Origin of the sequence: Streptomyces sp. NPDC001351 (assembly GCF_042896045.1) — a bacterium.
Classification (GTDB): Bacteria; Actinomycetota; Actinomycetes; order Streptomycetales; family Streptomycetaceae; genus Streptomyces.
Genome location: NZ_JBIAWS010000005.1, coordinates 725624 through 750964 on the forward strand (window position 1 = coordinate 725624; position 25341 = coordinate 750964).

The following is a 25341-nucleotide window of genomic DNA, read 5'->3' on the forward strand; positions in this document are numbered from 1 at the left end:
AGTGATCGTCATGAGCGAACTCGGCCTAGTGAAGCGCCAGTTCGGGCACCGTGCCCGACTGGCGCTCAGCCCCGCCGAGATCCGCATCCTCGATGACCAAGCGCATGCGGCCCGCACCATGTGGAACTGCCTCCACTCCTGGTGGACGATGACACCGAAGAGCGACACGAAGCTGTCTCTCGCCGATGCGGCGATCCGGCAGGCCCGCAAGGACCTCGATCACCTCGCCGTGCTGCCCGCCCAGGCCGCGCAGGCCGTCTTGAAGACATACCTGCGCGCGTGGGTCAACTGCTGGGAAGGCCGGGCCGAGGAGCCCACCTACAAGGTCCGGTTCCGCTCCGCGATGTCCGTGGACATCCCGCAGGGCCGCGACCTGAACATCGTCCGCGTGCACCGCCGCTGGGGCATGGTCAACATTCCCAAGGTCGGCCGGGTCCGTTTCCGCTGGACCAAGGATCTCCCGGTCGGCAAGCGGGCCAACAAGGAGAACCGGATCACCGGCGCCCGGCTCGTCAAGGACGCGTTGGGCTGGCACATCGCCTTCCGCGTCCAGACCCTTGAACGCGCCCCCGAGCCCCACCAGGGGCCGGAGGTCGGCATCGACGCCGGAGTCAACATCCCCCTCGCCCTGTCCAACAAGGACCACCAGGACCACGGCCGCCCGCCGCGCCTGCCGAACGGTGACTCCGACCGCGACAAGTGGCTCACCCCGAAGGAGAAAGCCAAGCTCCTGCGCCTGGAGCAGCAGGCCGCGCACCGCAAGACGTTCCGCAAGCGCGGGGAGAAGCCTTCCAGGCGGTTGCGGCACACCTACGACCAGATCAAGCAGCTCCGAGCAAAAGCCACGCGACGAGCCTTGGACTGGCAGCACCAGACCACCTATCTCGCCCGCACGTACGGCGTGCTGGTGGTCGAACAGCTCAACATCCTCGGCATGACCAAGAGCCCGGCCCCCAAGCACGATCTTGAGCAGCAGGGCGCGTTCCTGCGCAACGGGGCCAGGGCGAAGGCCGGACTCAACCGCTCCATCGCCCAGGAGGCATGGGGGCGGACCGTGACAATGCTGACGTACAAGACCGCCCGATACGGCGGCCGGCTCGTCAAGGTTCCCGCCCCGCACACCTCCCAGCGGTGCTCAGCCTGCGGGTTCACCACCCCCGGCAGCCGAGAGAGCCAGGAACTGTTCGCCTGCAAGAACCCCGACTGCGGCTGGACGGCGAACGCCGACTGGAACGCGGCGCGGAACATCTTGCACTCGTACCGGATCGGCCACGTCATCGTGGAGGTCCCGGCCGCCGGAAGGCGCGGTCGCAGGGCGGGTAAAACCGTCAAGCCTGTCGCCGCAAGGTAGACAGGAATCCCCTTCCTGAGCTTGCGAAGGGAGGGGAGAGCTTCAAAGCAGGGAGTTCAAGCGGCGCGGCGCCGAGGACGTGCTCGGCATCGACATCTCCGGAGAAATGGTCGCTGCCGCACAGGAGTGGGAAGCCCGTGATCCGCTCGGCGTGCGCTACGAGGTGGGCGATGTGGCCGAACTGCGGCCGCTGGAAGGCGAGTTCGACATCGTCACGGGCGTGCAGATGCTCAACTACGCCGAGGACATCGCCGCCATGGAACGGATGTGCCGTCACGTGCACCGGAGCCTCAAGCCCGGAGGCGAGTTCTTCGCGCTCATGCAGTCACCCGACTACGTCTTCGACAAGGCCTCCCTGGAGAAGTACGGCTTCCTCTGCGAGCCGACCGGCGGGGAGAGCGAGACCGGGCCGCGCGTCCGGGTCACCGCGCTGCTCGACCCGCCCATCGAGATCATCTCCACCGCCCCGCGCCGCGAGGTCTACGAACACTGTCTGCGGGCGGCCGGATTCGGTGAGCCCACCTGGGTCCCCCTGGAGGTCTCCGAGGCCGGCGTGCAAGCGTTCGGTGCGGACTTCTGGGCGGACTTCGCTGCCAACCCTCCGCTCGAGATGCTGCGCTGCCGCGCCTGAGATCCGACCGGACACCCGTGCGTCACGCCCGGCGCCGCGTCCACTCCGGCTCGGTCCGTGCCCACTCCCGCTCCCACTCGGCCAGCCGGTGCCCGGTGGACACCCGGCGTACGAGCGTGTGCGCCAGCAGAACCGCGGCGGCCGCGCCGCCCGTGGCGCAGACGCCCGTGGTCACGGTGTGCTGCCAGACCTGGGTCTCGCCCGGGGGTGGGGGAGCGGCCCGGCCGGCGACGTCGAACCAGACGTCGACGGTGTCGCCGTGCTTCGTGCCCGCCGGGACGCGCGCGTTCGCCGTGTGCGTGCCCGTCGTGTCCGTCCAGCGCACATCCACGCGGTACGGGTGATCCCGGCCGCCCTGTACCGACGGCAGTCTCTCGGGTGTCCTTCCGACGACCTCGGCGCGCACCTGGTGGCGTTCGGCGCGCTGTGCCGTCGCCACGGCCCGCGCTTGGTCATGGGCCCACCAGCCCGCGAACGCCCCCGCCAGCGGTGCGCCCACGAACAACAGGACGGCGACGACCAGCGCCGTCCACGCCTCGACCACGTCCGACCGGCGCCGTAGCGGATTGCGCCGCCAGCGCCAGCCGCGCACCCGGGTTCGCATGTCGACCTCCTCGCCGTCACCCGAGCCAGAGGGGCCGTATCGTCTTCGGTCTGTATTGTCCCTCTGTGCCGCATATGCGCGGGAGTGCCCAGGGGAATCGGGTACCCAGCACGCGGGAGATCGCTCCATCTGCCCGGCGGGCCCTTCGAAGCGTCAGCCGAAGCGTTCGATGCGGATCCGGTCCACGGGCTGGCCCGCCTCGACGAGCAGCCGTGAGGCGTGCTCGGCGAAGGCGTTCGAGCCGCAGACATAGGCCTCCCACCCGCCCGGGGGCTGCTCGGCCAGTAGCGGCGCCACATGAGCGGCGGCCAGACGGCCCACCGGCGCACCGGCCGGTGCGCGCCGCGTGAACACGGGCGTCGTCTCCGCGCCGAACTCCTGTGCGTAGATGAGCTCTTCGGGACTGCGCGCGGACACCAGCAGCCGCAGCGGCACGTCCAGTCCGCGCGCCCGGTGGTGCCGCACCATCGACATCAGGGGTACGACCCCGGAGCCGGCCCCGAGCAGCAGTGCGGGCCGGTCGCCCGGCCACGCGAAGAAGCCGCTGAGCGGGCCGCGTACCTCGACCCGGTCTCCGGGTTCGGCCACAGTGTGGAACCAGCCCGAGACCTCGCCGCCCTCCACATGGTCCAGGGTCAGTTCGATGTGCCCCGGGTCGTCGGGCGCGGACGCGATCGAATAGTGGCGCTGGGCCACATAGCCGTCCGGCGCGGTCAGCCGCAGCATCAGGTGCTGACCGGGCAGATGCCCCTCCCAGTCGGGCACCGCGAAGCGGAAGGTGGCCGCGTGCGGGGTCTCGCGGCGGATCTCGGTGAGCGTGGCGGTCTGCCACACCGAAGCCGCCCGGCCGCTCACCGCGATCCGGCCGGGCACGGCGAAGCGGGTCGGGGGAGTGAACCCGGAGGAAGGGGACGGCTGCGTCAGTTGCTCAGTCACCGGAGTACCGCTGCTCCTGCCAGGGGTTGCCGCGCGCGTGGTAGCCGTTCTGCTCCCAGAAACCCGGCTCGTCGTGGTCGAGGAGCCTCAGGCCCGCGATCCACTTGGCGCTCTTCCAGAAGTACAGGTGCGGCACCAGCAGCCGGGCGGGCCCGCCGTGCTCGGGGGCAAGGGGCTGCCCGTCGTACTCCCAGGCGATCCAGGCCCGCCCGCCGGTCAGGTCCGCCAGGGGCAGGTTGGTGGTGTAGCCGGTGTGCGAGTAGGCGACGGCATGGGTGGCCGATTCGTGAGGGCGCACCACATCGAGGAAGGCGTCCAAGGATATGCCCCCGAACCGCACCCCGAACTTCGACCAGCTCGTCACGCAGTGGATGTCGCCCTCGTACGCCGACGCCGGCAGCGCGTGCGCCTGCTCCCAGTCCCAGGTGTGCGGCCGTTCCACCAGGCCGTCGACCCGGAAGGTCCAGTCGGCGGGCGCCAGTTCGGGGGTGACCTCGGCAGACAGGACGGGCCAGTCGTCGCCCGCGTCGTACTGGCCGGGCGGCAGGCCCGGATTGTCGACGCGGGCGCGCCCGGTGAAGCCTCGGGTGACGTTCATACGGATCCAGCGGGACGGAAGTGATGGCTTACGCATTCAACCGTACGTGTTGGTGAGGGGTGCTCCGCCCCCGGGCCCGGCCTCGATCATTAAGGCCGTATGAAGACTTCGGCGGCCCGGGAATAGCAGGCCATTGATCCTCCTTGCCGACTGGTGCCGGAACCGGTGTCCCGTACAACCGGTGACCAGGCGGCAGCGAAGGAGAGTGGGAGCAGATGCCCAAGGCGTACGTCTTCACGCGCTACGGCGGACCGGAGGTCGAGGCCCTCGTCGACGTGGACCGGCCGAGCCCCGGCCCCGGTCAGGTGCTCGTCGCGGTGCGTGCCGCGGGGGTGAACCCCGTCGACTGGAAGCAGCGCACCGGCTACCGCCGTCCCGGCGAGAGCGGCGAGCGTGACTTCCCCGCCTACTTCGGCAACGAGGTCTCCGGTGTCGTGGAGGAGGTCGGCGAGGGAGTCGAGGGGTTCGCCGTCGGGGACGCGGTCTTCGGCCGGCCCGTCGTCGGCGGGTACTCCGCATACGCGCTGCTGTCGGTCGACCTGATCGCGCACAAGCCCGACGCGCTGTCGTTCACCGACGCCGCCACCCTGCCCGTCGCGGCCGTGACGGCGTACGACGGAATCAGCCAGCTCGACCTGCCGGCCGGTGCGACCGTCCTGGTGACCGGCGCGGGCGGCGGGGTCGGTGTCGCGGCGGTGCAGATCGCCCGCGCGCTGGGCTTGCGGGTCGTGGGTCTCGCGAGCGAGGCCAAGAAGGACTTCGTCGCAACGCTCGGGGCCGAGCACGTGGCGTCCGGACCGGGGTGGACCGGGCGCGTGAAGGGCGATGTCGACGGCGTGTACGACCTGGTGGGCGGCGACGTTCTGGAGGAGGCGGCGACGCTGCTCACCGACCGGACCAGACTCATCACGGCCGGAGCCCCGCCCGAGGTCGTGGAGAAGCTGGGCGGCGCCCGCGTCGCACGGGTGCGCACCTCCGAGCGGCTCACGGCGGTGGCCGACCTCGTGGTCCGCGGCGACCTGGACCCGCACGTGACGCGGACCTTCCCGCTGGAGCGGGCCGGTGAGGCGCTGCGCACCGTCGAGAAGGGCCACACCCGTGGCAAGATCGTGATCGAGGTCGCCCAGTGAGCCACGTCCTGGACAACCCCGCCCTCGCCTCGCTGACCGGGCCGCACGCGCACTTCGCCGAACGGCGCGGCCGGGTGCTGCGCTACCCCGTCGATGTGTCGCCGTGGCTCGCGCTGCCCGACGATCCCGGCCCCGACGACTGGGCCGACCTCGCGGCGCTCGCGGGCCCCGGGGCGGAGGTGCCGCTCGCCGGCTACTGCGGCGAGCTCCCCGCGGGCTGGGAGGTCACCTTCCATGTGGACGGCGTGCAGCTCGTCGACGACGGCATCGCCGCCGCACCGGACCCGGAGGCCGTCCGTCTCGGCGCGGCCGACGTGCCCGAGATGCTCGACCTGGTCGAGCGCACCAGGCCGGGCCCCTTCCTGCCCCGCACCGTCGAGCTCGGCACCTACCTCGGTATACGCCGGGACGGCGCCCTGATAGCGATGGCGGGGGAGCGGCTGCACCCGCCGGGCTGGACCGAGATCAGCGCGGTGTGCACCGACCCCGCCTTCCGCGGCGAGGGTCTCGCGACCCGGCTGATCCTCGCGGTGGCCCACGGCATCCGGGAGCGGGGCGAGACCCCGTTCCTGCACACCGGCGCGGGCAACACCAACGCCATCCGCCTCTATGAGTCCCTCGGCTTCCGGCTGCGCCGCACCACCGCGTTCCTTGCGGCCCGCGCTCCCGAACCCCTCACGGACGAACGGGAGTTGGCAGCCTCCTAGTCCTCACCGTCGGGTGGCGTCCACGCGTTGTAGCGCACGAGATAGCCCGCGAACCGCCGTAGATCCTCCTCCGGCCAGTCCGCCAGTCTCTCCCGGAAGGCCGCCCGGCGGCTGTCGGTGACCTGGGCGAGGATCCGGCGCCCGGCCTCGGTCAGGTGCAGGACCTGGACGCGGTGGTCGTCCGGGTCCAGGCGCCGCTCGATGAGCCGGGCCTGCTCCAGGGCGGCCACCTGGCGGCTGACCGTGGACTTGTCCAGGGCGTAGTGCGCCGCCAGGTCGGTGGCCCGGCAGCCGCCGCTCTCCTCCAGATGTCCGAGCAGCGTGTACGAGACCAGCGACAGCTCGGGGTGCATACGGCCCGCCGAGGCGCGGGCGCGGCGGGCGAAGGCCGTCATCTCGCGCTGGATCGTCTCCACGGCTTCGTCTGCCTCCACCGGACCTCCCTCGTTCACCACGGAATACCACCCCATAGCACTTGGTTGTATAGTACAACTTGAAGTGAGAGTTGTATAAGCCAACTATCTGGAGGTTGTGAGTCATGAGGTCTCCGGCCCTGCGCCACGTGATCACGCACCTGATCACCCCGCTGCTGATGTGCATCGGCATGGGACTCGCGTACATGGGGGCGTTCGTCACCCCGGAGCCCCACCACCTGCCCGTCGCCGTCGTCGGCTCCGGCCCGCAGGCGAAGGTGTTCGCGCAGACCGTCAAGGACGAAGCGGGGGACAGGCTCGACGTCCGCACGGTCGCCACCCGCTCCGAGGCCGTCGGCCTGCTCGACTCCCGTGACATCACGGGCGCCTACGTGCCCAGCGCGAAGACGCCGGAGCTGGTGGTCGCCAGCGCCGCCTCCGACATGGACGCCACGGCCGTCGAGAAGGTCTTCACGCCCATCGCCGCCGGGCAGGGCGTCCCGCTCAAGGTCACCGACGTGGCCGCACCGGTCGACGACGACCCCACCGGGCAGGGCCTGTTCTTCCTGCTGATCGCGCTGAGCATCGGCTCCTACGCCTCCGTCGCCGCGCTCGGTGCCGCCGGCGCCGGCCTGCCCATGCGGCTGCGCGCCCTGCTGGCCCTCGGCGTCTCCGCCGTCGTCAGCGGCATCGGCGCGCTGCTCGCCGGACCGGTCTTCCACCTCGCCCACCACGACCTCGCGGGCCTGTGGGGGATGGCCTGGCTCTACTCCGCGGGCATCCTGTTCGTCGGCGTCGGCCTGCACACCTTCCTCAAGCGCTGGACCACCCTCGCCATGATGGTGCTGTTCGTCATGCTCAACTTCACCAGCTCCGGCGGTCTGTTCCGGCCCGACCTGCAGAACGGCTTCTTCGGCACCCTGCACGCCTTCTGGAACGGCGCCGGATTCGTCGAGGGCGCCCGCAGCCTCCTGTACTTCCACAGCGACGGTCTGTCCCGCAACGTATGGACGCTCATCGTGTGGCTGCTGCTGGGTCTCGCCGTCACGGCGATCGCCGCCGCCCACGAGCGGGCGCGAGGCCGGGCCGAGACACCCGTGACCGCCGCCGCACCGGTCCGCGTGGCCGAGGAGCAGAAGGCCGAACCGAAGGATGAGGAGAAGGCCGAGGAGGAAGCGGAGGAAGAGATCGAGGAGACGGTCGGCGTCTGACGCGTTGCGGTAGTGTGGGCGCCCGGCCGTGGAAGCTCCCGGCCACCGAAGACCGAGGAGGTGAGACCCATTACCGCAGTGTCAGGTCGGGTGCTCACACCTCGAGTCGACGCGGGCCGCCGGCAGTAGGCGACCGCGAGAGCGCCCTTCGACTTACCGAAAGGCTCTCGGCTTTCATGCCTCCCTTGTCTCCTTCTCCTTCCTCCCTGCCGTCGCCCTCCCCCCGCGAATCGGTCGTCGCCGCGCTGCGCGCCGCGGGATGTGTCTTCGCCGAGGACGAGGCGGAGTTGATCCTGGCCGCCGCGCGCACGCCGGAGGAACTGGCCACCCTGGTCGACCGCCGGGCCGGCGGGCTGCCCCTCGAACTCGTCGTCGGCTGGGCCGAGTTCCGGGGGCTGCGCATCGCCGTGGAACCCGGCGTGTTCGTGCCCCGCCGCCGTACCGAGTTCCTCGTCGAACAGGCCCTCGCCCAGGCCCCCGACGCATCCGTCGTCGTGGACCTGTGCTGCGGCTCGGGCGCCGTCGGCGCGGCCCTGGCCACGGCGCTCGGCCAGGTCGAGCTGCACGCCGCCGACATCGATCCGGCCGCGGTGCGCTGCGCCCGCCGCAATGTCGGCGCCGTCGGCGGCCGGGTCCACGAGGGCGACCTGTTCGCGGCGCTGCCGGACGAGCTGCGCGGCCGGATCGACATCCTCGCCGCCAATGTGCCCTACGTTCCCACCGGCGAGGTCGGCCTGCTGCCCGCCGAGGCCCGCGACCACGAACCGCTGGTCGCGCTCGACGGCGGCGCGGACGGCCTCGACGTCCTGCGCCGGGTCGCCGCCGAAGCACCCCGCTGGCTCGCCCCGGGCGGCTGCCTCCTGGTCGAGACGAGCGAACGGCAGGCAGCGGCGGCCGTCGACGCCTTCACCCCTGGAGGGTTGACGGTACGCCTGGCGGCCTCCGAGGAGCTGTACGCCCATGTCGTGATCGGCGTCCGCCCCTGAACTCGCCTTTGCGGACCGGGCACCGCTCCCGGTCAGGCGGAAGGGGTGAGCTGTTCGCGCACCCATGCCGGATCGGGGTTGGTGTGCGGCCGGCCCGCCACGACGACGGTCGGTACGGTCTCGTTGCCGTCGTTGGCCTCCCGCACCGCCGCCGCGGCCGCCGGGTCGCGCCAGATGTCGACCCAGTACAACTGACGGGCGCTGCGGCCCAGTCGGAGGCGCAGTCGCAGACAGTACGTGCAGCCGGGGCGCCAGAAGACGACCGGCCGGCCGTCGACCGCGCTGCGGCGTTGTGCCTCCGGCCAACCGATGGACCGCGGGAAAACCAGAGGCGAGTTCACGCCCGCGAACACCACGAACACCAGCAGGAAGGCCACAGCGGCGGCCGGGCTGCCTCTGAAGAGCAGCCAGGCCGCGACGACCGAGCCGCCGAGCAGCAGCACAAGCGGCAAGAACCAAGGACGCGTCATGACAACGCAGGCTATCGGTGCCTCAGGTCGTCGCGCCGCTGCCCGACGGGCCCGGGAACGGTGCGTGCTCGCGCCAGTCCCTGTTGCCGGGGCCCCGGAACCTGTCGTGCCCGTCGCCGTGCCCCCTGCGGTCGAAGGTTCCGGAGATCGCGCGGGTCGCGGTCCGGGTGCCGTCGGAGGAGCGGGTGCCGGCCAGCAGGGCCGTCTCACCCTGCTTGAGGGCGCCGGCGCCCGAACCCTTCGTGCCGTCACGGAACACGGTGGTGTCGGAGTTCACGGTCCAGGTCCAGTTGGCGCCGTCGTCGCTCTTGAGCGTGACCTGGTCGCCGGTGACCTTCTCGACGGTGCCGCGCTGCCAGATCCGTACGACCCACTTGCCGGTGTCCTGGTCCTTGACCGTCGTCTCGCCGTGCACACCCATGCCGCCGAAGCCGAAACCGAACCAGGGACCGGCACCGTGCCGGCCGCCGGGGCGGTCCGGCGACGGGGAGGCGGACCCGGACGCGGAGGGCGTGGCGCTCTGGCCGGAGCCGCCCGAGGTGGCGGCGTAGGCGACCGTGCCGCCGAGGGCCATTACGGCGACCGTGGCCGCCGCGGCCACGGCACGCGCCCGGCGGGAGCGGCGCCGCCACGGCCCCGGCTCGTGGTCCGGGCCGCCCGGACCGGTCATCACTTCCATGTCCGGGGTCGTCCCGAAGCGCCCGTCAGGGGGCTCGCCCCCGGCAGTGGGTTCCTGCTCCGGCTCGTGCATCACGGCTCGCTCCCCTCGCACACGGCAGCGGCATCTGCATGCCATGCCTTGCTGTGATTGTCGAATGCGGGCGATAAGGAACCCGTAATCACCAGCTGTGAGAGAGCCCGGCGCCCGGGCCGCCCTGGTCGGTCAGCCCGGCTTCTGCACGCGCGCGATGAGCAGCGCCACGTCGTCGGAGTTGTCGGGCTGGTGCAGGGTGCGCAGCAGGAGGTCGCAGACCTCCTCCAGGGGGCGGTCGGGGCCTTCGAGGAGGGAGAGCAGGGCGTCCAGGCGCTCGTCGAGCGGGTGCTGCCGGGTTTCCACCAGCCCGTCGGTGTAGAACACGAGACGGTCGCCGGGCTCCAGGTCGACCGTGGTGGTGGAGAAGGCGACCCCGCCCACGCCCAGCGGTACGCCCGTCGGCAGCTCCAGCAGCTCCGGGGGATGCCCGGGCCGCAGCCGGGCCGGCGGGAGGTGCCCGGCATTCGCGATCCGGCACTGCCGCAGCTGCGGGTCGTGGACGGCGTACACACAGGTCGCGATCGAGTGGTCCAGGCCCTCGGTGATCTTGTCGAGGTGTTCGAGGAGCCGGGCCGGATCGAGGTCGAGGGAGGCGAGGGTGTTGGTCGCGGTACGCAGCCGGCCCATGGTCGCGGCCGCGTTGATGCCGCTGCCCATCACATCGCCCACCACCAGCGCCGTCTTGCCGCCGTCCAGCGGGATCACGTCGAACCAGTCGCCGCCGACCTCGCTGGTGGCCCCCGCGGGCTGGTAGCGGGAGGCGACCTCGAGGCCCCCGGTCACCGGCGGGTGGCTGGGCAGCAGGCTGCGCTGGAGGGTGAGGGCGGTGTCACGGGCGTTCTGGTACCAGCGGGCGTTGTCGATCTGCACGGCCGCACGGGAGGCCAGCTCACGGGCGAGCAGCAGGTCGTCCTCGCTGAACGGCTCCGGGTTGTGCGTGCGCTTGAGGTCCACGGCGCCGAGCACCTCGCCGCGGGCGATCAGCGGCACCGCCAGATACGAGTGGACACCCGCCTCGGCCAGCAGCTCCGCCGCCTCGGGGGAGCGGGCGATGCGCGGCAGGTCCGCGGGCGCGACCTCCGCCACCATCACCGGCCGGCCGGTGCGCACGCACTCGGTCACCAGGCGGTCGGGGCCGTACCGGGTCACCTGCCCGGGCGGATCGGCCGCCCGCAGTGCCTGAGGGGCGCCGGCCGCCTGCACGGCGAGGGCCCGGATCACCGCCGGTTCCGTGGGGCCCAGGCTGCTGCGTCTGCCCGCCACCACCGCCTCCAGCAGATCCACGGCGGCTATGTCGGCGAGCTCCGGCACGGCGACGTCGGCCAGTTCGCGGGCGGTGCGGTCCAGCTCCAGGGTGGTGCCGATGCGGGCGGAGGCGTCCGCGATGACCTGCAGCCTCCGGCGTGCGGACTCCGCCTCGACGCTCGCCCGGTGCTGCTCGGTGATGTCCACGACCGAACCGGCCACGCCCAGCACGGTCCCGACAGCGTCCTCCAGCCGGTACAGCGAGAGCGACCAGGCACGCTCCTCGTCCGGACCGGCCGCGGTCCGCCCGGTCGCCTTCTGAGCGACGAGGGGACGCCCGGTCTCCAGCACATGACGCGCCGCGCTCTCGATGGCCTCGACGTCGAGGTGCGGCAGGACCTCACCGATCGACCGGCCGATGTGCTCCTGCGCGGTGATCCCGTCGAGCCGCTCCAGGGCCGGATTGACCGACACGTACCGCAGATCGGTGTCGAGGACGGCCAGCCCGATCGGGGACTGCGCGATCATCCGGGTGGACAGCGCCACGTCCCGCTCCAGCTGCCGCACAGTCGACCGGTCGGCGCACAGCCCCAGCGCGTAGACATCGCCGTGGTCGTCCAGCAGGCGCATGTTGCGGAACTCCACCAGGCGCGTGCTGCCGTCCTTGCGCCGAATGGGGAAGGCCCCGGCCCAGCTCTGGCCGGTGACCATGACATCGGCGAACAGTTTGACCACCAGGTCGAGATGCTGCTCGTGCACCATGAGCCGGGCCGCGTACTGGCCGAGGGCCTCCTGCGCCGGATAGCCGAACAGCTCCTCGGCCTGCGGGCTCCACAGCACGACGCGGCCCTCGGCATCCAGGACCACCGAGGCCACGCGCAGTACGTCGAGCAGCCCGCTCGGCCGTACCGACTCCTCGCCCTCGGCCACCGGAAACCCAGGTGCACTCATTCCACGCACCGCCTTCGCCCGTTCACGCGGCACGCCGTCCCCCGTGCCGACTCCCCATGTTCTACCGCGCTCAACCGCCTGTGTGACGACCCCGTCGCCCACCTCCACCATCCCTCAACACCAGGGGGGCGTCCCCCGGAGCCGTGACGACAGTACCCGTACGGACCGTCACCGGACCGACAGCTCCCGTTACCGAATTGGTCTGTACATGACTACATCCTGAGGCCAGACTGTCCGCCGAGCACGCCCCCCATCGAGGAGCCCCGCATGCCCCTGCGCGCCCGGCAACGTTGTCACGCGGCCCTGACCGCGGCCCTCGCCCTCGCGGCCGCCGCCGTCCTGTCCGCCGCTCCGCCCGCGTCGGCGGCCGACACCTGGACGGAAGTGGGCTCGGACCGCGCCGATCCGCTGACCGAGAGCCAGGGCCTGACCTCCGTCGAGGTCCCGGCGAACAGCCCCAACCGGTACACCGGCATCGGCACGATCCCCGCCGGCGTCTCCAGCCGCGGCTGGAACCACGTCGGCGACCCCGACGCGTCCTACAACGGCTACTACGTCGAGCCCTACCAGGCCGACTCGGGCAGCGCGAAGATGTTCCGCGTGCAGGCCCCGGGCGGGGCCTGGTCGGAGTACGTCCACACGCTCAGCTCCGGCGAGGCACTCAACAACTCCTGGGTCGCCATCTCGCCCGACGGACAGTGGATGCTGACCGGGGAGTACGGCACCATGAGCCGCTTCCTGGTGTTCCCGACCCCGGGTGCCAACGCGAGCACCTCGCCCTCGGCCAACCTCCCGCAGGCCTCCACCGTCAACCTCGACCACGCCGTCCGCGACGTACAGGGCTGCGACTTCTCCGGCCCGACGACGCTGCTGTGCTCCTCCGACGACCCGGCCGGAACGCTCTTCGGCATCACCAAGCCGCTTCTCCAGGTCGACCTGTCCGCGCAGCCGAACGGCACGTCCGACGTCTCGGGCCATGTCACCGCCCTGCGGCAGCTTCCGCTGCGCAGCTCCTGCTCGGGCACCTTCGAGGTCGAGGGCATCGACTACGACCGCCGGGACGGCACCCTGCGCGTGATTGTCGTGTCGCCGGGCTTCTGCGTCCTGACGGACAGCAAGACGTACCGCTTCAAGCGGAGCTGAGCCTCTCGCTGGTCCGGTGCGGCCAGTGGTGCTTTTCTGGGGGTGTGGCGTGGTTCGCGGGGAACTCGCGGTACCGCGCCACAGCCACGAGAGGAGCGGTCACGATGGATCGTCAGCGCTCGCACGAGGAGCCGGTCTCCCTCGAGATCAGCGGATGCAGCAAGGAGGACGCCCGGATCGTGTTCGACGCGCTGTGCGCGTGCTTCGAGTCCGACCGGGGCCCGGACGAGGTGCCGGAGCAGCTCCATGAGACCCGGCCGATGGTGTGGCTCGGCACGTTCGAGGTCACCGACGCGCATCAGTGCCCGGCACCGAGGCGGCTGTCGTCCTCCGTCGAGGTCGACGCACAGGGTGGGTACTGGGCGATCGAGCGGCTGCGCAGCACGCTGGATCCCCTGTTCACGGTGCGTGATCTTTCCTCGGCGTCGGGGGACCAGGAGCGGGAGTTGCACGTCATTCTTGAGAGTCGGTGAGGTTTTCGTCTGCGGCGCTGTGGGGGCTGGGCGGGCCCACGCGGCGGAGCCGCACATCAATACAGCCCCGCGCCCCTATAGGGGGGTTGCCGAGCCGCTGGTCAGCAGGCGCAGCACGGCTTGCCTGTAGATGGCGTGGACCCTGGGCAGGTCTGTGAGGCAGGCTCGCTCGTCCGTGCCGTGCAGGCTCTCGTAACGCACGCCGAAGCCTGCCGTCGCCGGGATGCCTTCCGCCGCCAGCAGGTTCCCGATGTTCGAGGGGCCCGCGGTCTTCGTGCGGACCGCCAGGCCCGCACGCTCGGCTGCGTCGAGAAGTGCGGCAGCGGGCTGCTGGTTCTCGGTCAGGCGGTACGGCGGCCAGGAGGCCATCGGGGTGATCACGGTCGGCCTGGGGCCGGGAAGCAGCGCGTCCAGCTCGGCGACAGCTCCGTGCACCAGAGCCTCGGCCGTGTCGGCGCCGAAGGCCGGGGTCGTGCGGATGTCGACGCCCAGTTCGCACAGGCCGGGCACCACGGAGAAGCCCTCGCCGCCGTGACAGGAGGTCACCGTCAGTTTCGGCGGCAGGGGGAACTCGCCCTCGGCGGCCGGGAGTTCGGCCTCCTCCAGCAGTTGTACCAGCCGCGCCGCCCGGGAGACGGCGCCGGGCGCCGTGCTTCTCGATCCGGAGTGCCCCGACTCCGCGTGCACCGCGATCGTGGCCCGCCACAGCCCCCGCCCGCCGACCACCACCTCGTCCGGGCCGGGGTACCCGATCATCACCCCTGCCGGGCGCACCGCAGCCGCGTCCGCGAGATAGGCCCGGGCCCCGCCGAACCCGCCGGTGTGCTCGTCGGCGTCCAGCAGCACCGCGAGGCCGCCGCTCAGCTCCTCCGCCCGGGCGTGCAGCTCCGCCGCGATCCGGCAGAACATCGCCGCCGCCAGCTTGGAATCGGCCGCCCCGCGCCCCCGCAGCCACCCGTTCACGACGTCCCCGCAGTCCGGCGGGAACGACCAGGCACTCTCGTCGCCGTAGGGGGCGGTGTCCACGCAGGCGTCCAGCGCCCACCACGGCCCCGGCCGGGCACCCGCCACCTCCACCAGCAGGGCGACCGGCCGGCCCTCATGGTCGTAGAGGCTGCGATACGGCAGGTCGCGGGCGCCGAGCCAGTCCTGGAGGACGGCGAGGACGGGACCGTGGTCGTCGATCCCGGCCCGGCTCGGGCGGCGGATCAGTGCCTGCGCGAGCTCGACCACCTCGATGTCTTCGGGGCTCATGAGGCCACTGTGCCCGGAGGTGGTCCCTGTCACCCCTCTCCGCTTATGCAACTAGTTGCAAAACATGGGCGGGGTCCTCTACAACAGAGGCACGACACCGCGCATGGAGGGGCCTGATGAGCCGTTACCCGCATCTGCTGAACCCGCTCGACCTGGGCTTCACCACGCTGCCCAACCGCGTCCTCATGGGCTCCATGCACGTCGGCCTGGAGGAGGCCGAGCGCGGTTTCGAGCGCATGGCGGAGTTCTACGCCGCCCGGGCGCGCGGGGGAGTGGGTCTCATCGTCACCGGCGGTATCGCCCCCAACGACGAGGGGCGCCCGTACGAGGGCGGCGCCAAGCTCACCACCGACGCGGAGGCCGAGCAGCACCGGCAGATCACCGAGGCCGTGCACCGCGAGGGCGGCCGGATCGCCCTGCAGATCCTGCACTTCGGCCGGTACGCCTACCACCAGGACCTGGTCGCCCCGAGCCCCCTCCAGGCGCCGATCAGCCCCTTCCCGCCCCGCGAGCTCGCCGACGCCGACGTCGAGCGGACCATCGACGACTACGCCCGCGCCGCCCGCCTCGCCAGGCAGGCCGGCTATGACGGTGTCGAGATCATGGGCTCCGAGGGCTACCTCATCAACGAGTTCATCGCCGCCGGGACCAACCGGCGCACCGACCGCTGGGGCGGCTCGTACGAGAACCGCATGCGCTTCCCCGTCGAGATCGTGCGGCGGGTGCGCGAGGCGGTCGGCGAGGACTTCATCATCGTCTACCGGCTGTCCATGCTGGACCTGGTCCCCGGCGGCTCCACCCTCGACGAGGTGATCACCCTCGCCAAGGCCGTCGAAGCAGCCGGTGCGACGATCATCAACACCGGTATCGGCTGGCACGAGGCCCGCATCCCCACCATCGCCACCTCCGTGCCGCGCGGCGCCTACACCTGGGTCACCAAGAAGCTCATGGGCGAGGTGTCCGTCCCGCTCGTGACCACCAACCGCATCAACACCCCGGAAGTGGCCGAGCAGTTGCTCGCCGAGGGGTATGCGGACATGGTCTCCATGGCCCGTCCGATGCTCGCCGACCCCGACTTCGTCAACAAGGCCGCCGAAGGCAAGCCGGAGGCCATCAACACCTGCATCGGCTGCAACCAGGCCTGCCTCGACCACACCTTCAGCCTCAAGATCACCTCCTGCCTGGTCAACCCGCGCGCCTGCCACGAGACCGAACTGGTCCTCTCACCCACCCGGTTGAAGAAGCGCGTCGCCGTCGTGGGTGCCGGACCGGCCGGTCTCGCCTGCGCGGTGTCGGCGGCCGAGCGCGGCCACGAGGTCACCCTGTACGACGCCGCGAGCGAGGTCGGCGGCCAGCTCAACGTGGCCCGCAAGGTCCCCGGCAAGCAGGAGTTCGACGAGACCCTGCGCTACTTCCGCCACCAGCTCGACGCGCACGGCGTGGACGTGCGCCTCAACACGCTGGTGGAAGCAGCGGACTTGGCGGGCTACGACGAGGTCGTCGTCGCCACCGGTGTCACCCCGCGCACCCCCGACATCCCGGGCATCGACCACCCGAGCGTCGTCGGCTACCTCGACGTGCTGCGCGACGACGCCCCCGTCGGCGACCGGGTGGCCATCCTCGGCGCGGGCGGCATCGGCTTCGACGTCGCCGAGTTCCTCACCGACGGCGGGGACAAGGCGAGCGAGGACCCCGAGACGTACTTCCGCCAGTGGGGCGTCGACATGGACTACCGGGCGCCCGGCGGACTCACCGCCCCCGAGCGGCCCGCCGCGCCGCGCACCGTCCACCTGCTGCAGCGCAAGACCAGCAAGGTCGGCGCGGGCCTGGGCAAGACCACCGGCTGGATCCACCGCGCCGAGCTCAAGCACCGGGGCGTCACCATGGTCCCGGGCGTCCGCTACGACCGCATCGACGACGCCGGACTGCACGTCACCGTCGGCGAGGAGAGCACGGTCCTGCCGGTCGACACGATCGTGCTGTGCACCGGCCAGGAACCGCGCCGCGGCCTGTACGAGGAACTGGTCGCCGCCGGAGTCGCCGCGCATCTGATCGGCGGTGCCGACGTGGCCGCCGAACTGGACGCCAAACGTGCCATCAAGCAGGGCACGGAGCTGGCCGCGGCCCTCTAGGGGGCCTGCGGCCGTCCCTAGGATGACTCCATGTCACTCCCGCACGCGATCCTCACCGCCCTGCTCGAAAAGCCGTCCTCGGGGCTTGAGCTGACCCGCCGGTTCGACAAGTCGATCGGCTACTTCTGGTCGGCGACGCATCAGCAGATCTATCGCGAGCTGGGAAGGCTGGAGGCCGAAGGACACATCCGGGCGCTGCCGTCCGAGCAGCCGGCCCGCGGGCAGAAGAAGAGCTATGAGGTCCTGCCCGCGGGCCGCGCCGAACTGGCCCGCTGGACGGCCGCGTCCCAGGATCCGAAGCCACACCGCGATGTGATGCTGCTGCGGCTGCGGGCGGCGGCCGTGGTGGGCACCGCCGGCCTCGAGGCCGACCTTCGCCGCCATCTCGACCTGCACCGGCTGCAGTTGGCCGAGTACCAGGAGATCGAGCAGCGCGACTTCCCGCCCGGCAAGGACGCCCCCCAGGACCGGCTGCGGCACCTGGTGCTGCGAGCCGGTATCGACCTGGAGACCTTCTGGACGCGGTGGCTCACACACGCCCTGGAGGAACTCGCCGAACTGCCCGGTGCCGAACCGGCGTGAGCTCTACGGCCCGTGGGCAAGCCGCCTTCAGAGCCGGTTCGGCCGGGCACGCCGGCGCAGGTACCAGCCCGTGGCGATGACGCCCGTGCCCACGAGCGCGGCTCCCACCCCGACCGTCAGCGGGCCGTAGTCCTGGACGGCGCCACCGACACCGCCCCTGACGCCGAGCGAGGGCGAGGGCCTGGTGGTGGCCGAGATGGTGGCGGTGGGCGTGGTGGTGGGCTTCGCGGTGGGAGTGGGGGTGGCACCGGAGACGACGACGGTCTGGGTGCCCGCGGTGCTGCCGTTCGAGCAGACCACCGTCACGGTGTACGTGCCGGGGCTCACGTTCGACCAGGCCGCCGACTGCAGAGCGGCGGTGCCCGTCAGCGTCATCTGACGGGCCGGCTGGCTGCTGCTGAGCAGCGTGGCGGTGCCGAACCCGCTGCTTGTGCGCAAAGAGCACGCGCTCGTGGTCACCGACACAGTGGACCCGCTGGTGCTCACGGAGATCCCCGTCCCCTGCGCCGCGGCCGGCACGGCGGCCAGGGCGAGTGGGAGCGCGGCGGCGGCCACCGCGGTCAGCGCGGAGCGAACGACTGGCTGAGAGTTGCGCATTGGACTGCCCTCCGACGGCACGGTTGGCGGTACATCCCTTGCGCCGCCGAAGGTCGGGAAACGCCCGTGCCCCCTCAGGGGCAGCCAACGTCCCCGCGGCCCGGCCCGCATGCCGACCGCCTCCGGGCAGGTGACGGATTCCCCCGTCCGGCCCATGCCGCGGGGCCGTCACCCGTCGTCAGCCGCCGGTCGCCCCGGTGGTCACCGTCCGCTCCACCGAGAAGCCGCCCCAGGTGCCGTCGGGCAGTCTGGCCCGGATCCGCACGCGGTGGCGCACGCCGGCATCCCGGCCCACGTAGAAGGAGTACGACGCCTGGTCGCGCGGCGCGTCCCCGCCGTAGACCAGGGAGGTGGCCACCCGGCCGTCGAGGCTGACCTGGTACTCCGTCACCACGACGTCGGTGCGGGGCGGGACCCAGCGCAGGTCGAGGTAGTACGCCCCTGCGGCACTGTGGCTCGTCGCCCGGAAGGCCGTGGGCGCCGTGCCGCGCCCGTCGTCGGTGCCCGGTGTGGTGAGGCGGACGGTGGCGCCGGGAGGCGAGAGGTTGTCGGCCGCGTCGCGGGCACGGACGGTGAAGACGTAGCGGGCGCCCGGCCGCAGCCCGGTGACCACGGTCGCCGTCTGTGCCCCGCCCACACTGTGGATCTTGGCGGTGCCCTGGTAGACGTCGTAGGACACCACGGCCCGGTCGTCCCTCGACGCGGACCAGGACAGCTCGACGGCCCTGCTGCCGACCGGCCGGCCGCGCACCCCTCCCGGGCGGGTCGGGGCCGTGTCGTCCGTCGCCACGGCCGCCGGCGTCGCCGCCCGCACCTGGCGGCCGGGCGGCCCGAGCCGGCCCTCGGTGTCGCGGGCCCGCACGGTGAAGACGTACGAGGTGGACGGCCTGAGCCTGGTGACGTCCACCATGTGCTGGGAACCGGGCACTTCCTCGACCTCGGTGGTGCCGCGATACACCTCGTAGGCGCTGACGCGGGGATTCGCGGACACCGCGTTCCACATCACGTGGACGCTGGTCGAACTGCCCGCCGCCGCGGTGACTCCGGTGGGGGCCGCCGGCAGTTCACCCTCGTCGTCCCCGGCGCCGCTCCGGCCGCAGGATCCGACCAGGGCCAGCGCGGCGCAGAGCGCGAGGGATCGGTACACGAGCGCGGTGTCGCGACGCACGGCTCTGCCTCCCCGAACGACCCGATGCTATTGGTACGGACCAATATGGTGTGACTGACGTGATTGCATCAAGGGGGTGATGGCGGGGCGGCGGCATGGGCGACGGCGTTGCAGACCGCCCGCCGGAGTTACGTATGCTGAAGGTCCTCGCGGCTGAACTCTCCCTGAGGGCTGGTGAGTTCATGCCGGTGGCGCGGGCCGCTGTCGTCGCTGTTCCCGCGCCGGACGCGGGTGGCCGGGCCGCCGGAGCCGACACGGGCTCGGGCGTCCGGCCCCCTGCCGGACGTCCTGTGACACGCCACGCCGTGGCCTGCCTGGAGCCGTGCGCCGCCCCGTCCGCCTACGGTGGCCCCATGATCGCTACGGCGCCGGACCGGGCTGAATGCCCGTCAGTGCCCCTTAGGGAAAGGGCTTCTCGTGGTGCGTGTCCAGTCGCTGACCCTGGTCGTGGCCGGCGCCGCTCTACTCGTCCCGCCGGCGCTGTCCGACACCGCGGCCCGCGGCCGGGCGGAGCCGGTGGCCTGGCGCGAGGGCGATGTCCGTGCCGCGGATCTGCTGGCCGAGGTGCGTGACTGCGCCCAGATCTCCCACGGCCGCTTCCGCAGTGACGCCGGCAGACCGGCATCGATTGCGGTGTGCGGCACCCGGCGGGCCGTCTTCTGGAAGGCCGACATGGACATCGACTGCGACGGACAGCCCGGACCACGCTGCAACCGCAGCACCGATCCCTCGTTTTCGCAGGCCACCGCCTATCAGCAGTCCGACGGGCGCTATCTGAGCGCCGAACGCCTCCCGTACATCGTCGTGCCGGCCCCGAGCCGCGTCTGGGACCCCCTCGACGACGGCGTCCGCGGCGGATCGGTCGCCGCCGTCGTCTACCGGGGCCGTGTGCAGTACGCGGTCGTGGGCGACATCGGCCCCGAAGGCATCATCGGCGAGGCGTCCTACGCCACCGCCAAGGGCCTCGGCATTCGCCCGGGCCCGAACGGCGGCGGCGCGCCCTCCGGCGTCACCTACATCGTCTTCAAGTACTCGCAGGTCAAACCCATCGAAAGCCATGCCGCGGCCGTCGCGGTGGGGCGGCGGCTGGCGCAGCAGTTCGTAGGTGGCGGATGAGCGCCCGGGGCGTCGTCAGACGGCCGCCCACCCGTTGTCGACCGGCAGGATCACGCCGTTGACGTTGCTCGCCGCGTCCGAGGCGAGGAACACGATCGCGGCAGCCTGCTCCTCCGGCTGGGACACGCGCCCCACATTGCCCATGTAGGGGCCGAGGGCCGCCGGCCCGTGCGCGCTCGCGTCGATGTCGGGGATCATCCCCGTGGCGGTCCCGCCGGGGGCGATGGCGTTGGTGCGGATGCCCTGGTTGCGGTACATCACGGCGAGGGACTTGGTCAGGCCCACCACTCCGTGCTTCGAGGCCGTGTACGCCGCGCCCGCGGCGCTGCCCCGGATACCGGCCTCGGAGGCGGTGTTCACGATCGCGCCCCTGCCCGCCTCCAGCATGTGCGGCAGCACGGCCCGGGTGAGCAGGAAGGGGGCCGTGAGATTGACCCGTATGACCCGCTCCCACTCGGCGTCGTCCACGTCCGCCGGCGCCGACATCCGGTCCATGATCCCGGCGTTGTTCACCAGGACGTCCACGCCGCCGAAGCGCTCCACGGCCGTTCGGACCACGTGGTCGACGACGGCCTGCTCGCTCAGGTCGCCCACGACGGCGACCGCGGCGCCGCCCGTCTGCTCGATCTCCTCGACGACCGCGTCCGCGCCCTCGGCGTTGAGGTCGGCGACCACGACCCGCGCCCCCTGCGCCGCGAAGGCCCGAGCGGCGGCGCGCCCGATGCCCGAGCCCGCTCCGGTGACGATGACGCTGCGCCCGTCGAGTCCACTGGCCATGAGGTGCTCCTGTCCACGCGTACGAGGACCCGCGCAGATGCCCGCGAGCCCGGTGTGCGCACACCCTACGACTTAATGTCTGTGAGTGACATAAACGGGTGGGGGAGAATTCCGGGAGAGTGATCACCGGAGCCGGAGGGACACATGACCGCAGCCCGCGGACGCACGGGACGACCGCCCCTGACCGAGGAGCGCAAGGCCGAGATCCGGCTGGAGATCGCCCGGGCAGCGGTGGACCTCTTCGTCGCCCAGGGCGTCGCGGCGACCACCGGCGAGCAGATCGGGCAGGCCGTCGGTGTCTCCGCGCGCACCGTGTGGCGCTACTTCCCCAGCAAGGAGGCCTGCGTACGGCCGCTGTTCACGGCCGGCATCGGCATGATCGCCGCCCGACTGCGGGAATGGGCGACCGGACAGCCCCTGGAGGACGTCTTCGCGCCGGAGCTGACCGCGGACCTCGGTGTCGTCGCCGGGCCCGAGCGCGGGGCCGTCGGCGCGCTGGTACGGCTGACCCGCACCGAGCCGGACCTGCGCGCCGTCTGGCTCCAGACCTACGACGAGGCGGAACCGGTGTTCGCCCGCGCCCTCGCCGAGCGCGCCGGGCTGCCGGCGGACGACCTGCGGCCGGCCATTCAGGCAGCGATGTTCAACGCGGCCCTGCGCGCGGCCGTCGAGCACTACGCCTGGCGCACCGCGGACGCGGAGCCGGACCGCGCGACGGCGGAAGCCGAGCTGACGGCAACCATGCGCTCGGCCCTCGCCGTCGCCGCGGCGGGACTCGGGTAGGAGAGCTTCCCGGACCCTGCGGTGGGTTCAGGCCTTCCGGTAGGTGTACGCCTCTGCCGCTGCCGCCTCCACGGCCGCGAGGTCGGCGCCCGTCGCCGCCGTGACCACCGCGGCCACCGCGCCCTCCACGAACGGGGCGTCCACCAGGCGTGTCCGGTCGGGGAGTTCGTCGCCCTCGGCGAGCAGCGCCTTCACCGTGAGCACGGCACTGCCGAGGTCGGTGAGCACGGCGACCCCCGCACCCCGGTCCACGGACGCGGCCGCGGCGGCGATCAGCTCCGCGCTCGTGCCGAGCCCGCCGCCCTCGGTGCCGCCCGCCGCGGCGACCGGCACCGAGACCCCGCCGCCCGCGAGCCCCTTCGCCAACTCGGCGACGGAGGCGGCCACTTCGGCGCTGTGCGACACCAGAACGATCCCGACCTGTTTCCCGTCACTCACCGTCGGCCTCCGCGAGAGCGGCGACGAGCAGCGCCGACGAGGTGGCACCGGGATCCTGGTGCCCGATGCTGCGCTCTCCGAGATAACTGGCCCTGCCCTTGCGGGCCTGCAACGGTGTGGTGGCGAGGGCGCCCTCTTCGGCGGCGGTACGGGCCGCGGCGAACCCGCCGTCGTCGAGCGCGTCCACGGCCGGCACCAGCGCGTCGATCATCGTCTTGTCGCCCGGCGCGGCGCCGCCGAGCGTCATGACCGCCTCCACCCCGGCCCGCAGCGCCTCGGCGAACTGCGCCTCGCTGACCTCACCGGCGTCCCCGAGCGCCTTGCCCGTACGGCGCAGCAGCGTGCCGTAGAGGGGCCCGGACGCGCCGCCGACGGTCGAGATCAGCTGCCGCCCGGCCAGCGTCAGGACCGCACCGGGCGTGTCCGGCGCCTCCTTCTCCAGCGTCGCGGCCACGGCCCGGAACCCGCGCTGCAGATTGCTGCCGTGGTCGGCGTCCCCGATGGGCGAGTCGAGGGCGGTGAGCCGTTCCGCCTCGCGGTCCACTGAGGCGGCGGTCGCCGTCATCCAACGGCGGAAGAAGTCGGCGTCGAGCACTGGATCTCCTTGCGTGGTAGGTAGGTTGACACCTGGCCCGCCGGTCTACATGCCCCAGCGCAGCCCGGGTGTCCTCACCGGCGCGTCCCACAGCCGCAGCAGCTCCTCGTCGATCTGGCACAGGGTGACCGAGGCACCGGCCATGTCGAGCGAGGTGACGTAGTTGCCCACCAGCGTCCGGGCGACCGCGACCCCGCGCTCGGTGAGCACCCGCTGCACCTCGGCGTTGAACCCGTACAGCTCCAGCAGCGGCGTCGCACCCATGCCGTTGACCAGGACGAGTACCGGATTGCGCGGGGGCATGTCCTCCAGGATCGCGTTCACCGCGAACTCGGCGATCTCACCCGAGGTCATCATCGCCCGCCGCTCCCGGCCGGGCTCGCCATGGATGCCGATGCCCAACTCCAGCTCGCCCGCGGGCAGATCGAAGGTGGGGCTGCCCTTGGCGGGCGTGGTGCAGGCGCTGAGCGCGACGCCGAAGCTGCGGGAGTTCTCGTTGACCTGCCGGCCGATCGCCTCCACCCGCTCCAGCGGCTGCCCCTCGTCCGCCGCGGCACCCGCGATCTTCTCCACGAACAGCGTGCCGCCGACGCCGCGCCGCCCGGCCGTGTAGAGGCTGTCGGTGACCGCCACGTCGTCGTTGACCAGCACCTTGGCGACCTGGATGCCCTCGTCCTCGGCGAGCTCGGCCGCCATGTCGAAGTTCAGTACGTCGCCGGTGTAGTTCTTCACGATGAACAGCACGCCCGCCCCGCTGTCCACGGCAGCCGCGGCGCGCGCCATCTGATCGGGAACCGGCGAGGTGAACACCTCACCCGGACAGGCCGCCGACAGCATGCCGGGCCCCACGAACCCGCCGTGCAGCGGCTCGTGCCCCGAGCCGCCCCCGGAGATCAGGGCGACCTTCCCGGCGACCGGGGCGTCCCGCCGCACGATCACCCGGTTCTCCACGTCGACGGTCAGCTCGGGATGGGCGGCCGCCATGCCCCGCAGGGCGTCCGCGACCACGCTCTCCGGCACATTGATCAACATCTTCACGGGTACCTCCGGGGGAGAGTGGCAGATGGGCTCTTGGCCTGGGTCAGTGCAGGTCAGTGCAGGTTTTTCCGGTTGTCGATCGTGGCGCTTCGTGGCGCTCGGAAGCGGGTTTTGACGGTGCGGATGCTGACTTCATGCTGACTTTCATGGCGGGTCGTCAGGTAGCGGTGGTCGGTTGTGAACGTGGCAGCGGGAGTGCCCCTGTCGGCAGTATCGACCTTGCGGTAGTGAAGGTCACGCGTGCACGTGCGGCTTTTGCATGGCTCCACCCGTTGGGGCCGCCGGCTTGCGCGGACCTTTGTAAGTGAAGGCGGGCTTGATCGTGCAGTCCACAACTCGACGTATGGCACTTCCGGAGACGGCTGCAGTGTCTTGGTTGTGAGGTTCGGTGGCTATCGGGCCAGAGAGAGCAGGATCGGCCGGAGGGCTCTGACAGGTTGGTTCCGTCTCGGACTGAACCCGGCGTACAGCCTGACTCGTCTGCCGCCCCGCATTTCTGCAGGTCAGAGGCCATGTTTACTGACTAAACAAACCCTCGGGGTCGAATCCGGGTCGAATCCGGGCTTTAGGTATCGTCGTTTCTGTCTGCCGCCCATGTGGCATATCCGGGCATTCCGGGTGTCGAATGCGGTCCAGTGTCGCTCTGTAGCAGACATCTCGGATGCTGATGCACTCGGAAGTACATGTACGAGGTGTCCTCAAGTGGCTCCGGTGTGCTGAGTCGTTGATCCGTCGGGAGTGTGCGGCGAGGGATTCCAGGATCTCGTCGGCGGTCCTCGCCTGGACGAAGGGCTCCGGGTCCGCACTCCAAGGCCTGATCCAGGCACGTACGTCCCGCTCCAGCGCGGCGACGCGGCGATGGGTCGCGCGGCGGAGCTTGCGGTTGGTCAGCTCGACGAACCATCGCTCGACGAGGTTGAGCCAGGATGCGCTGGTGGGGTGAAGTGCAGGTGGAAGCGTGGGTGGCGCAGCAGCCACTTGTGCACGGCTGGGGCTCTTGGGGTGACGTCGTCGCAGGCCAGGTCAGGTCCAAGCCCGGTGGGACGGCCCTGTCGATAGCTTTGCGGGACTCCAGGAACCCCCGGTGGTGGTGTTGGCCATCAGCGATCCACTGGACAGCTCCGGCGCTGCGAACAGGCTGGTGGTGCCGTGGCGGGCGTAGTCGTGGCTCATCCTGGCCGTGGTGGTGGGCAGGGCGGGGAGGATCGGCGCGGGGCGGTCGATGGCCTGCATCTTGCTCTTCTCGTCCACGCACGGC

General features: G+C 71.6%; 26 protein-coding genes and 1 pseudogene. 12 read left to right on the top strand and 15 right to left on the bottom strand.

Features of this window, described 5'->3' with window-relative positions; genetic code table 11:
• The first annotated feature begins 10 nt into the window (after positions 1-10).
• Together ACFY1U_RS22025 and ACFY1U_RS22030 are read left to right on the top strand one after the other, a co-directional pair.
• Entirely contained in the window at positions 11-1351 is a 1341-nt protein-coding gene (locus ACFY1U_RS22025; protein ID WP_390695807.1) for an RNA-guided endonuclease InsQ/TnpB family protein, read from the top strand.
• A 55-nt stretch (positions 1352-1406) separates the two neighbouring features.
• Positions 1407-1982 (top strand): annotated as a pseudogene (locus ACFY1U_RS22030) (class I SAM-dependent methyltransferase); the annotation flags it as partial.
• Positions 1983-2004: 22 nt separating this feature from the next.
• On the opposite strand, the gene ACFY1U_RS22035 reads toward ACFY1U_RS22030, so the two are convergent.
• From ACFY1U_RS22035 to ACFY1U_RS22045, 3 genes are all read right to left on the bottom strand, one after another.
• Positions 2005-2586: a hypothetical protein gene (locus ACFY1U_RS22035; RefSeq protein WP_390695808.1), complete on the bottom strand. Its 582-nt coding sequence runs from the start codon at positions 2584-2586 to the stop codon at positions 2005-2007.
• A gap of 153 nt (positions 2587-2739) precedes the next feature.
• Positions 2740-3522, bottom strand: coding sequence for a ferredoxin reductase (locus ACFY1U_RS22040; protein WP_390695809.1), 783 nt, complete (start codon positions 3520-3522; stop codon positions 2740-2742).
• The gene (locus ACFY1U_RS22045; RefSeq protein WP_390695810.1) at positions 3515-4120 is read right to left on the bottom strand and encodes a sulfite oxidase-like oxidoreductase; all 606 of its coding nucleotides are present in this window, start codon (positions 4118-4120) and stop codon (positions 3515-3517) included. The genes ACFY1U_RS22040 and ACFY1U_RS22045 overlap by 8 nt, the downstream gene beginning before the upstream one ends.
• 215 nt (positions 4121-4335) lie before the next feature.
• Between ACFY1U_RS22045 and ACFY1U_RS22050 the strand changes: the two genes are divergently transcribed.
• Complete coding sequence (locus tag ACFY1U_RS22050; protein WP_390695811.1) at positions 4336-5250, top strand: NADP-dependent oxidoreductase; 915 nt, start codon at positions 4336-4338, stop codon at positions 5248-5250.
• Entirely contained in the window at positions 5247-5957 is a 711-nt protein-coding gene (locus tag ACFY1U_RS22055; protein ID WP_390695812.1) for a GNAT family N-acetyltransferase, read from the top strand. Before ACFY1U_RS22050 ends, ACFY1U_RS22055 begins: the two co-directional genes overlap by 4 nt.
• On the opposite strand, the gene ACFY1U_RS22060 is transcribed toward ACFY1U_RS22055, so the two are convergent.
• A complete protein-coding gene (locus ACFY1U_RS22060; protein WP_390695813.1) occupies positions 5954-6391 on the bottom strand; it encodes a MarR family winged helix-turn-helix transcriptional regulator in 438 nt (145 codons plus the stop codon). The genes ACFY1U_RS22055 and ACFY1U_RS22060 overlap by 4 nt on opposite strands.
• Before the next feature lie 104 nt (positions 6392-6495).
• On the opposite strand from ACFY1U_RS22060, the gene ACFY1U_RS22065 reads away from it, so the two are divergent.
• Together ACFY1U_RS22065 and ACFY1U_RS22070 are read left to right on the top strand one after the other, a co-directional pair.
• Positions 6496-7581 (top strand): hypothetical protein, encoded by a 1086-nt coding sequence (locus ACFY1U_RS22065; protein ID WP_390695814.1) that lies wholly within the window; start codon positions 6496-6498, stop codon positions 7579-7581.
• Between the two features lie 176 nt (positions 7582-7757).
• Complete coding sequence (locus tag ACFY1U_RS22070; RefSeq protein ID WP_390695815.1) at positions 7758-8567, top strand: putative protein N(5)-glutamine methyltransferase; 810 nt, start codon at positions 7758-7760, stop codon at positions 8565-8567.
• 32 nt (positions 8568-8599) lie between these two features.
• Here ACFY1U_RS22070 and ACFY1U_RS22075 read toward each other — a convergent pair whose 3' ends face one another.
• The 3 genes from ACFY1U_RS22075 to ACFY1U_RS22085 all read right to left on the bottom strand — a co-directional run bounded on the left by ACFY1U_RS22075 (position 8600) and on the right by ACFY1U_RS22085 (position 11987).
• Positions 8600-9037 (bottom strand): glutaredoxin domain-containing protein, encoded by a 438-nt coding sequence (locus ACFY1U_RS22075; RefSeq protein ID WP_390695816.1) that lies wholly within the window; start codon positions 9035-9037, stop codon positions 8600-8602.
• A gap of 22 nt (positions 9038-9059) precedes the next feature.
• A complete protein-coding gene (locus tag ACFY1U_RS22080; protein ID WP_390695875.1) occupies positions 9060-9788 on the bottom strand; it encodes a hypothetical protein in 729 nt (242 codons plus the stop codon).
• 132 nt (positions 9789-9920) lie between these two features.
• Positions 9921-11987, bottom strand: a complete 2067-nt coding sequence (locus tag ACFY1U_RS22085; protein WP_390695817.1) for a SpoIIE family protein phosphatase — start codon at positions 11985-11987, stop codon at positions 9921-9923.
• 267 nt (positions 11988-12254) lie between these two features.
• On the opposite strand from ACFY1U_RS22085, the gene ACFY1U_RS22090 reads away from it, so the two are divergent.
• Together ACFY1U_RS22090 and ACFY1U_RS22095 are read left to right on the top strand one after the other, a co-directional pair.
• Positions 12255-13130, top strand: a complete 876-nt coding sequence (locus tag ACFY1U_RS22090) for a hypothetical protein (RefSeq protein ID WP_390695818.1) — start codon at positions 12255-12257, stop codon at positions 13128-13130.
• Positions 13131-13234: 104 nt separating this feature from the next.
• Positions 13235-13603, top strand: coding sequence for a hypothetical protein (locus ACFY1U_RS22095; protein ID WP_390695819.1), 369 nt, complete (start codon positions 13235-13237; stop codon positions 13601-13603).
• Between the two features lie 75 nt (positions 13604-13678).
• Here ACFY1U_RS22095 and ACFY1U_RS22100 read toward each other — a convergent pair whose 3' ends face one another.
• Positions 13679-14857: a M20 family metallopeptidase gene (locus ACFY1U_RS22100; protein ID WP_390695820.1), complete on the bottom strand. Its 1179-nt coding sequence runs from the start codon at positions 14855-14857 to the stop codon at positions 13679-13681.
• 116 nt (positions 14858-14973) lie between these two features.
• Between ACFY1U_RS22100 and ACFY1U_RS22105 the strand changes: the two genes are divergently transcribed.
• Together ACFY1U_RS22105 and ACFY1U_RS22110 are read left to right on the top strand one after the other, a co-directional pair.
• On the top strand, positions 14974-16989 hold the full coding sequence (locus ACFY1U_RS22105) for an FAD-dependent oxidoreductase (protein ID WP_390695821.1): 2016 nt from the start codon (positions 14974-14976) through the stop codon (positions 16987-16989).
• A gap of 30 nt (positions 16990-17019) precedes the next feature.
• On the top strand, positions 17020-17571 hold the full coding sequence (locus ACFY1U_RS22110) for a PadR family transcriptional regulator (RefSeq protein ID WP_390695822.1): 552 nt from the start codon (positions 17020-17022) through the stop codon (positions 17569-17571).
• Positions 17572-17598: 27 nt separating this feature from the next.
• On the opposite strand, the gene ACFY1U_RS22115 is transcribed toward ACFY1U_RS22110, so the two are convergent.
• Positions 17599-18168 (bottom strand): hypothetical protein, encoded by a 570-nt coding sequence (locus ACFY1U_RS22115; RefSeq protein WP_390695823.1) that lies wholly within the window; start codon positions 18166-18168, stop codon positions 17599-17601.
• A 178-nt stretch (positions 18169-18346) separates the two neighbouring features.
• A complete protein-coding gene (locus ACFY1U_RS22120) occupies positions 18347-19336 on the bottom strand; it encodes a fibronectin type III domain-containing protein (protein WP_390695824.1) in 990 nt (329 codons plus the stop codon).
• A gap of 420 nt (positions 19337-19756) precedes the next feature.
• Here ACFY1U_RS22120 and ACFY1U_RS22125 point away from each other — a divergent pair, with 420 nt between their 5' ends.
• Positions 19757-20452, top strand: coding sequence for a glycoside hydrolase family 75 protein (locus ACFY1U_RS22125; protein ID WP_390695876.1), 696 nt, complete (start codon positions 19757-19759; stop codon positions 20450-20452).
• A 15-nt stretch (positions 20453-20467) separates the two neighbouring features.
• Here ACFY1U_RS22125 and ACFY1U_RS22130 read toward each other — a convergent pair whose 3' ends face one another.
• Positions 20468-21229, bottom strand: coding sequence for an SDR family NAD(P)-dependent oxidoreductase (locus ACFY1U_RS22130; RefSeq protein WP_390695825.1), 762 nt, complete (start codon positions 21227-21229; stop codon positions 20468-20470).
• A gap of 144 nt (positions 21230-21373) precedes the next feature.
• Here ACFY1U_RS22130 and ACFY1U_RS22135 point away from each other — a divergent pair, with 144 nt between their 5' ends.
• On the top strand, positions 21374-22012 hold the full coding sequence (locus tag ACFY1U_RS22135) for a TetR/AcrR family transcriptional regulator (RefSeq protein WP_390695826.1): 639 nt from the start codon (positions 21374-21376) through the stop codon (positions 22010-22012).
• Between the two features lie 27 nt (positions 22013-22039).
• On the opposite strand, the gene ACFY1U_RS22140 is transcribed toward ACFY1U_RS22135, so the two are convergent.
• The 4 genes from ACFY1U_RS22140 to ACFY1U_RS22155 form a co-directional block, all read right to left on the bottom strand.
• Positions 22040-22450 carry a PTS-dependent dihydroxyacetone kinase phosphotransferase subunit DhaM gene (locus tag ACFY1U_RS22140; RefSeq protein ID WP_390695827.1) on the bottom strand — a complete coding sequence of 137 codons (411 nt, stop codon included), beginning with the start codon at positions 22448-22450 and terminating at the stop codon, positions 22040-22042.
• Positions 22443-23045, bottom strand: coding sequence for a dihydroxyacetone kinase subunit DhaL (gene dhaL, locus ACFY1U_RS22145; protein ID WP_390695828.1), 603 nt, complete (start codon positions 23043-23045; stop codon positions 22443-22445). The genes ACFY1U_RS22140 and dhaL overlap by 8 nt, the downstream gene beginning before the upstream one ends.
• A 45-nt stretch (positions 23046-23090) precedes the next feature.
• Positions 23091-24083 (bottom strand): dihydroxyacetone kinase subunit DhaK, encoded by a 993-nt coding sequence (gene dhaK, locus ACFY1U_RS22150; RefSeq protein WP_390695829.1) that lies wholly within the window; start codon positions 24081-24083, stop codon positions 23091-23093.
• 1023 nt (positions 24084-25106) lie between these two features.
• Positions 25107-25334, bottom strand: a complete 228-nt coding sequence (locus ACFY1U_RS22155; protein ID WP_390695830.1) for a hypothetical protein — start codon at positions 25332-25334, stop codon at positions 25107-25109.
• Positions 25335-25341 lie beyond the last annotated feature (7 nt).

Coding starts and splice junctions, on each gene's coding strand:
- ACFY1U_RS22025 (WP_390695807.1), top strand. CDS start 11: ATGAGCGAACTCGGCCTAGTGAAGCGCCAGTTCGGGCACCGTGCCCGA.
- ACFY1U_RS22035 (WP_390695808.1), bottom strand. CDS start 2,586: ATGCGAACCCGGGTGCGCGGCTGGCGCTGGCGGCGCAATCCGCTACGG.
- ACFY1U_RS22045 (WP_390695810.1), bottom strand. CDS start 4,120: ATGAACGTCACCCGAGGCTTCACCGGGCGCGCCCGCGTCGACAATCCG.
- ACFY1U_RS22050 (WP_390695811.1), top strand. CDS start 4,336: ATGCCCAAGGCGTACGTCTTCACGCGCTACGGCGGACCGGAGGTCGAG.
- ACFY1U_RS22065 (WP_390695814.1), top strand. CDS start 6,496: ATGAGGTCTCCGGCCCTGCGCCACGTGATCACGCACCTGATCACCCCG.
- ACFY1U_RS22070 (WP_390695815.1), top strand. CDS start 7,758: ATGCCTCCCTTGTCTCCTTCTCCTTCCTCCCTGCCGTCGCCCTCCCCC.
- ACFY1U_RS22075 (WP_390695816.1), bottom strand. CDS start 9,037: ATGACGCGTCCTTGGTTCTTGCCGCTTGTGCTGCTGCTCGGCGGCTCG.
- ACFY1U_RS22080 (WP_390695875.1), bottom strand. CDS start 9,788: ATGCACGAGCCGGAGCAGGAACCCACTGCCGGGGGCGAGCCCCCTGAC.
- ACFY1U_RS22085 (WP_390695817.1), bottom strand. CDS start 11,987: ATGAGTGCACCTGGGTTTCCGGTGGCCGAGGGCGAGGAGTCGGTACGG.
- ACFY1U_RS22090 (WP_390695818.1), top strand. CDS start 12,255: ATGCCCCTGCGCGCCCGGCAACGTTGTCACGCGGCCCTGACCGCGGCC.
- ACFY1U_RS22095 (WP_390695819.1), top strand. CDS start 13,235: ATGGATCGTCAGCGCTCGCACGAGGAGCCGGTCTCCCTCGAGATCAGC.
- ACFY1U_RS22100 (WP_390695820.1), bottom strand. CDS start 14,857: ATGAGCCCCGAAGACATCGAGGTGGTCGAGCTCGCGCAGGCACTGATC.
- ACFY1U_RS22105 (WP_390695821.1), top strand. CDS start 14,974: ATGAGCCGTTACCCGCATCTGCTGAACCCGCTCGACCTGGGCTTCACC.
- ACFY1U_RS22110 (WP_390695822.1), top strand. CDS start 17,020: ATGTCACTCCCGCACGCGATCCTCACCGCCCTGCTCGAAAAGCCGTCC.
- ACFY1U_RS22115 (WP_390695823.1), bottom strand. CDS start 18,168: ATGCGCAACTCTCAGCCAGTCGTTCGCTCCGCGCTGACCGCGGTGGCC.
- ACFY1U_RS22130 (WP_390695825.1), bottom strand. CDS start 21,229: ATGGCCAGTGGACTCGACGGGCGCAGCGTCATCGTCACCGGAGCGGGC.
- ACFY1U_RS22135 (WP_390695826.1), top strand. CDS start 21,374: ATGACCGCAGCCCGCGGACGCACGGGACGACCGCCCCTGACCGAGGAG.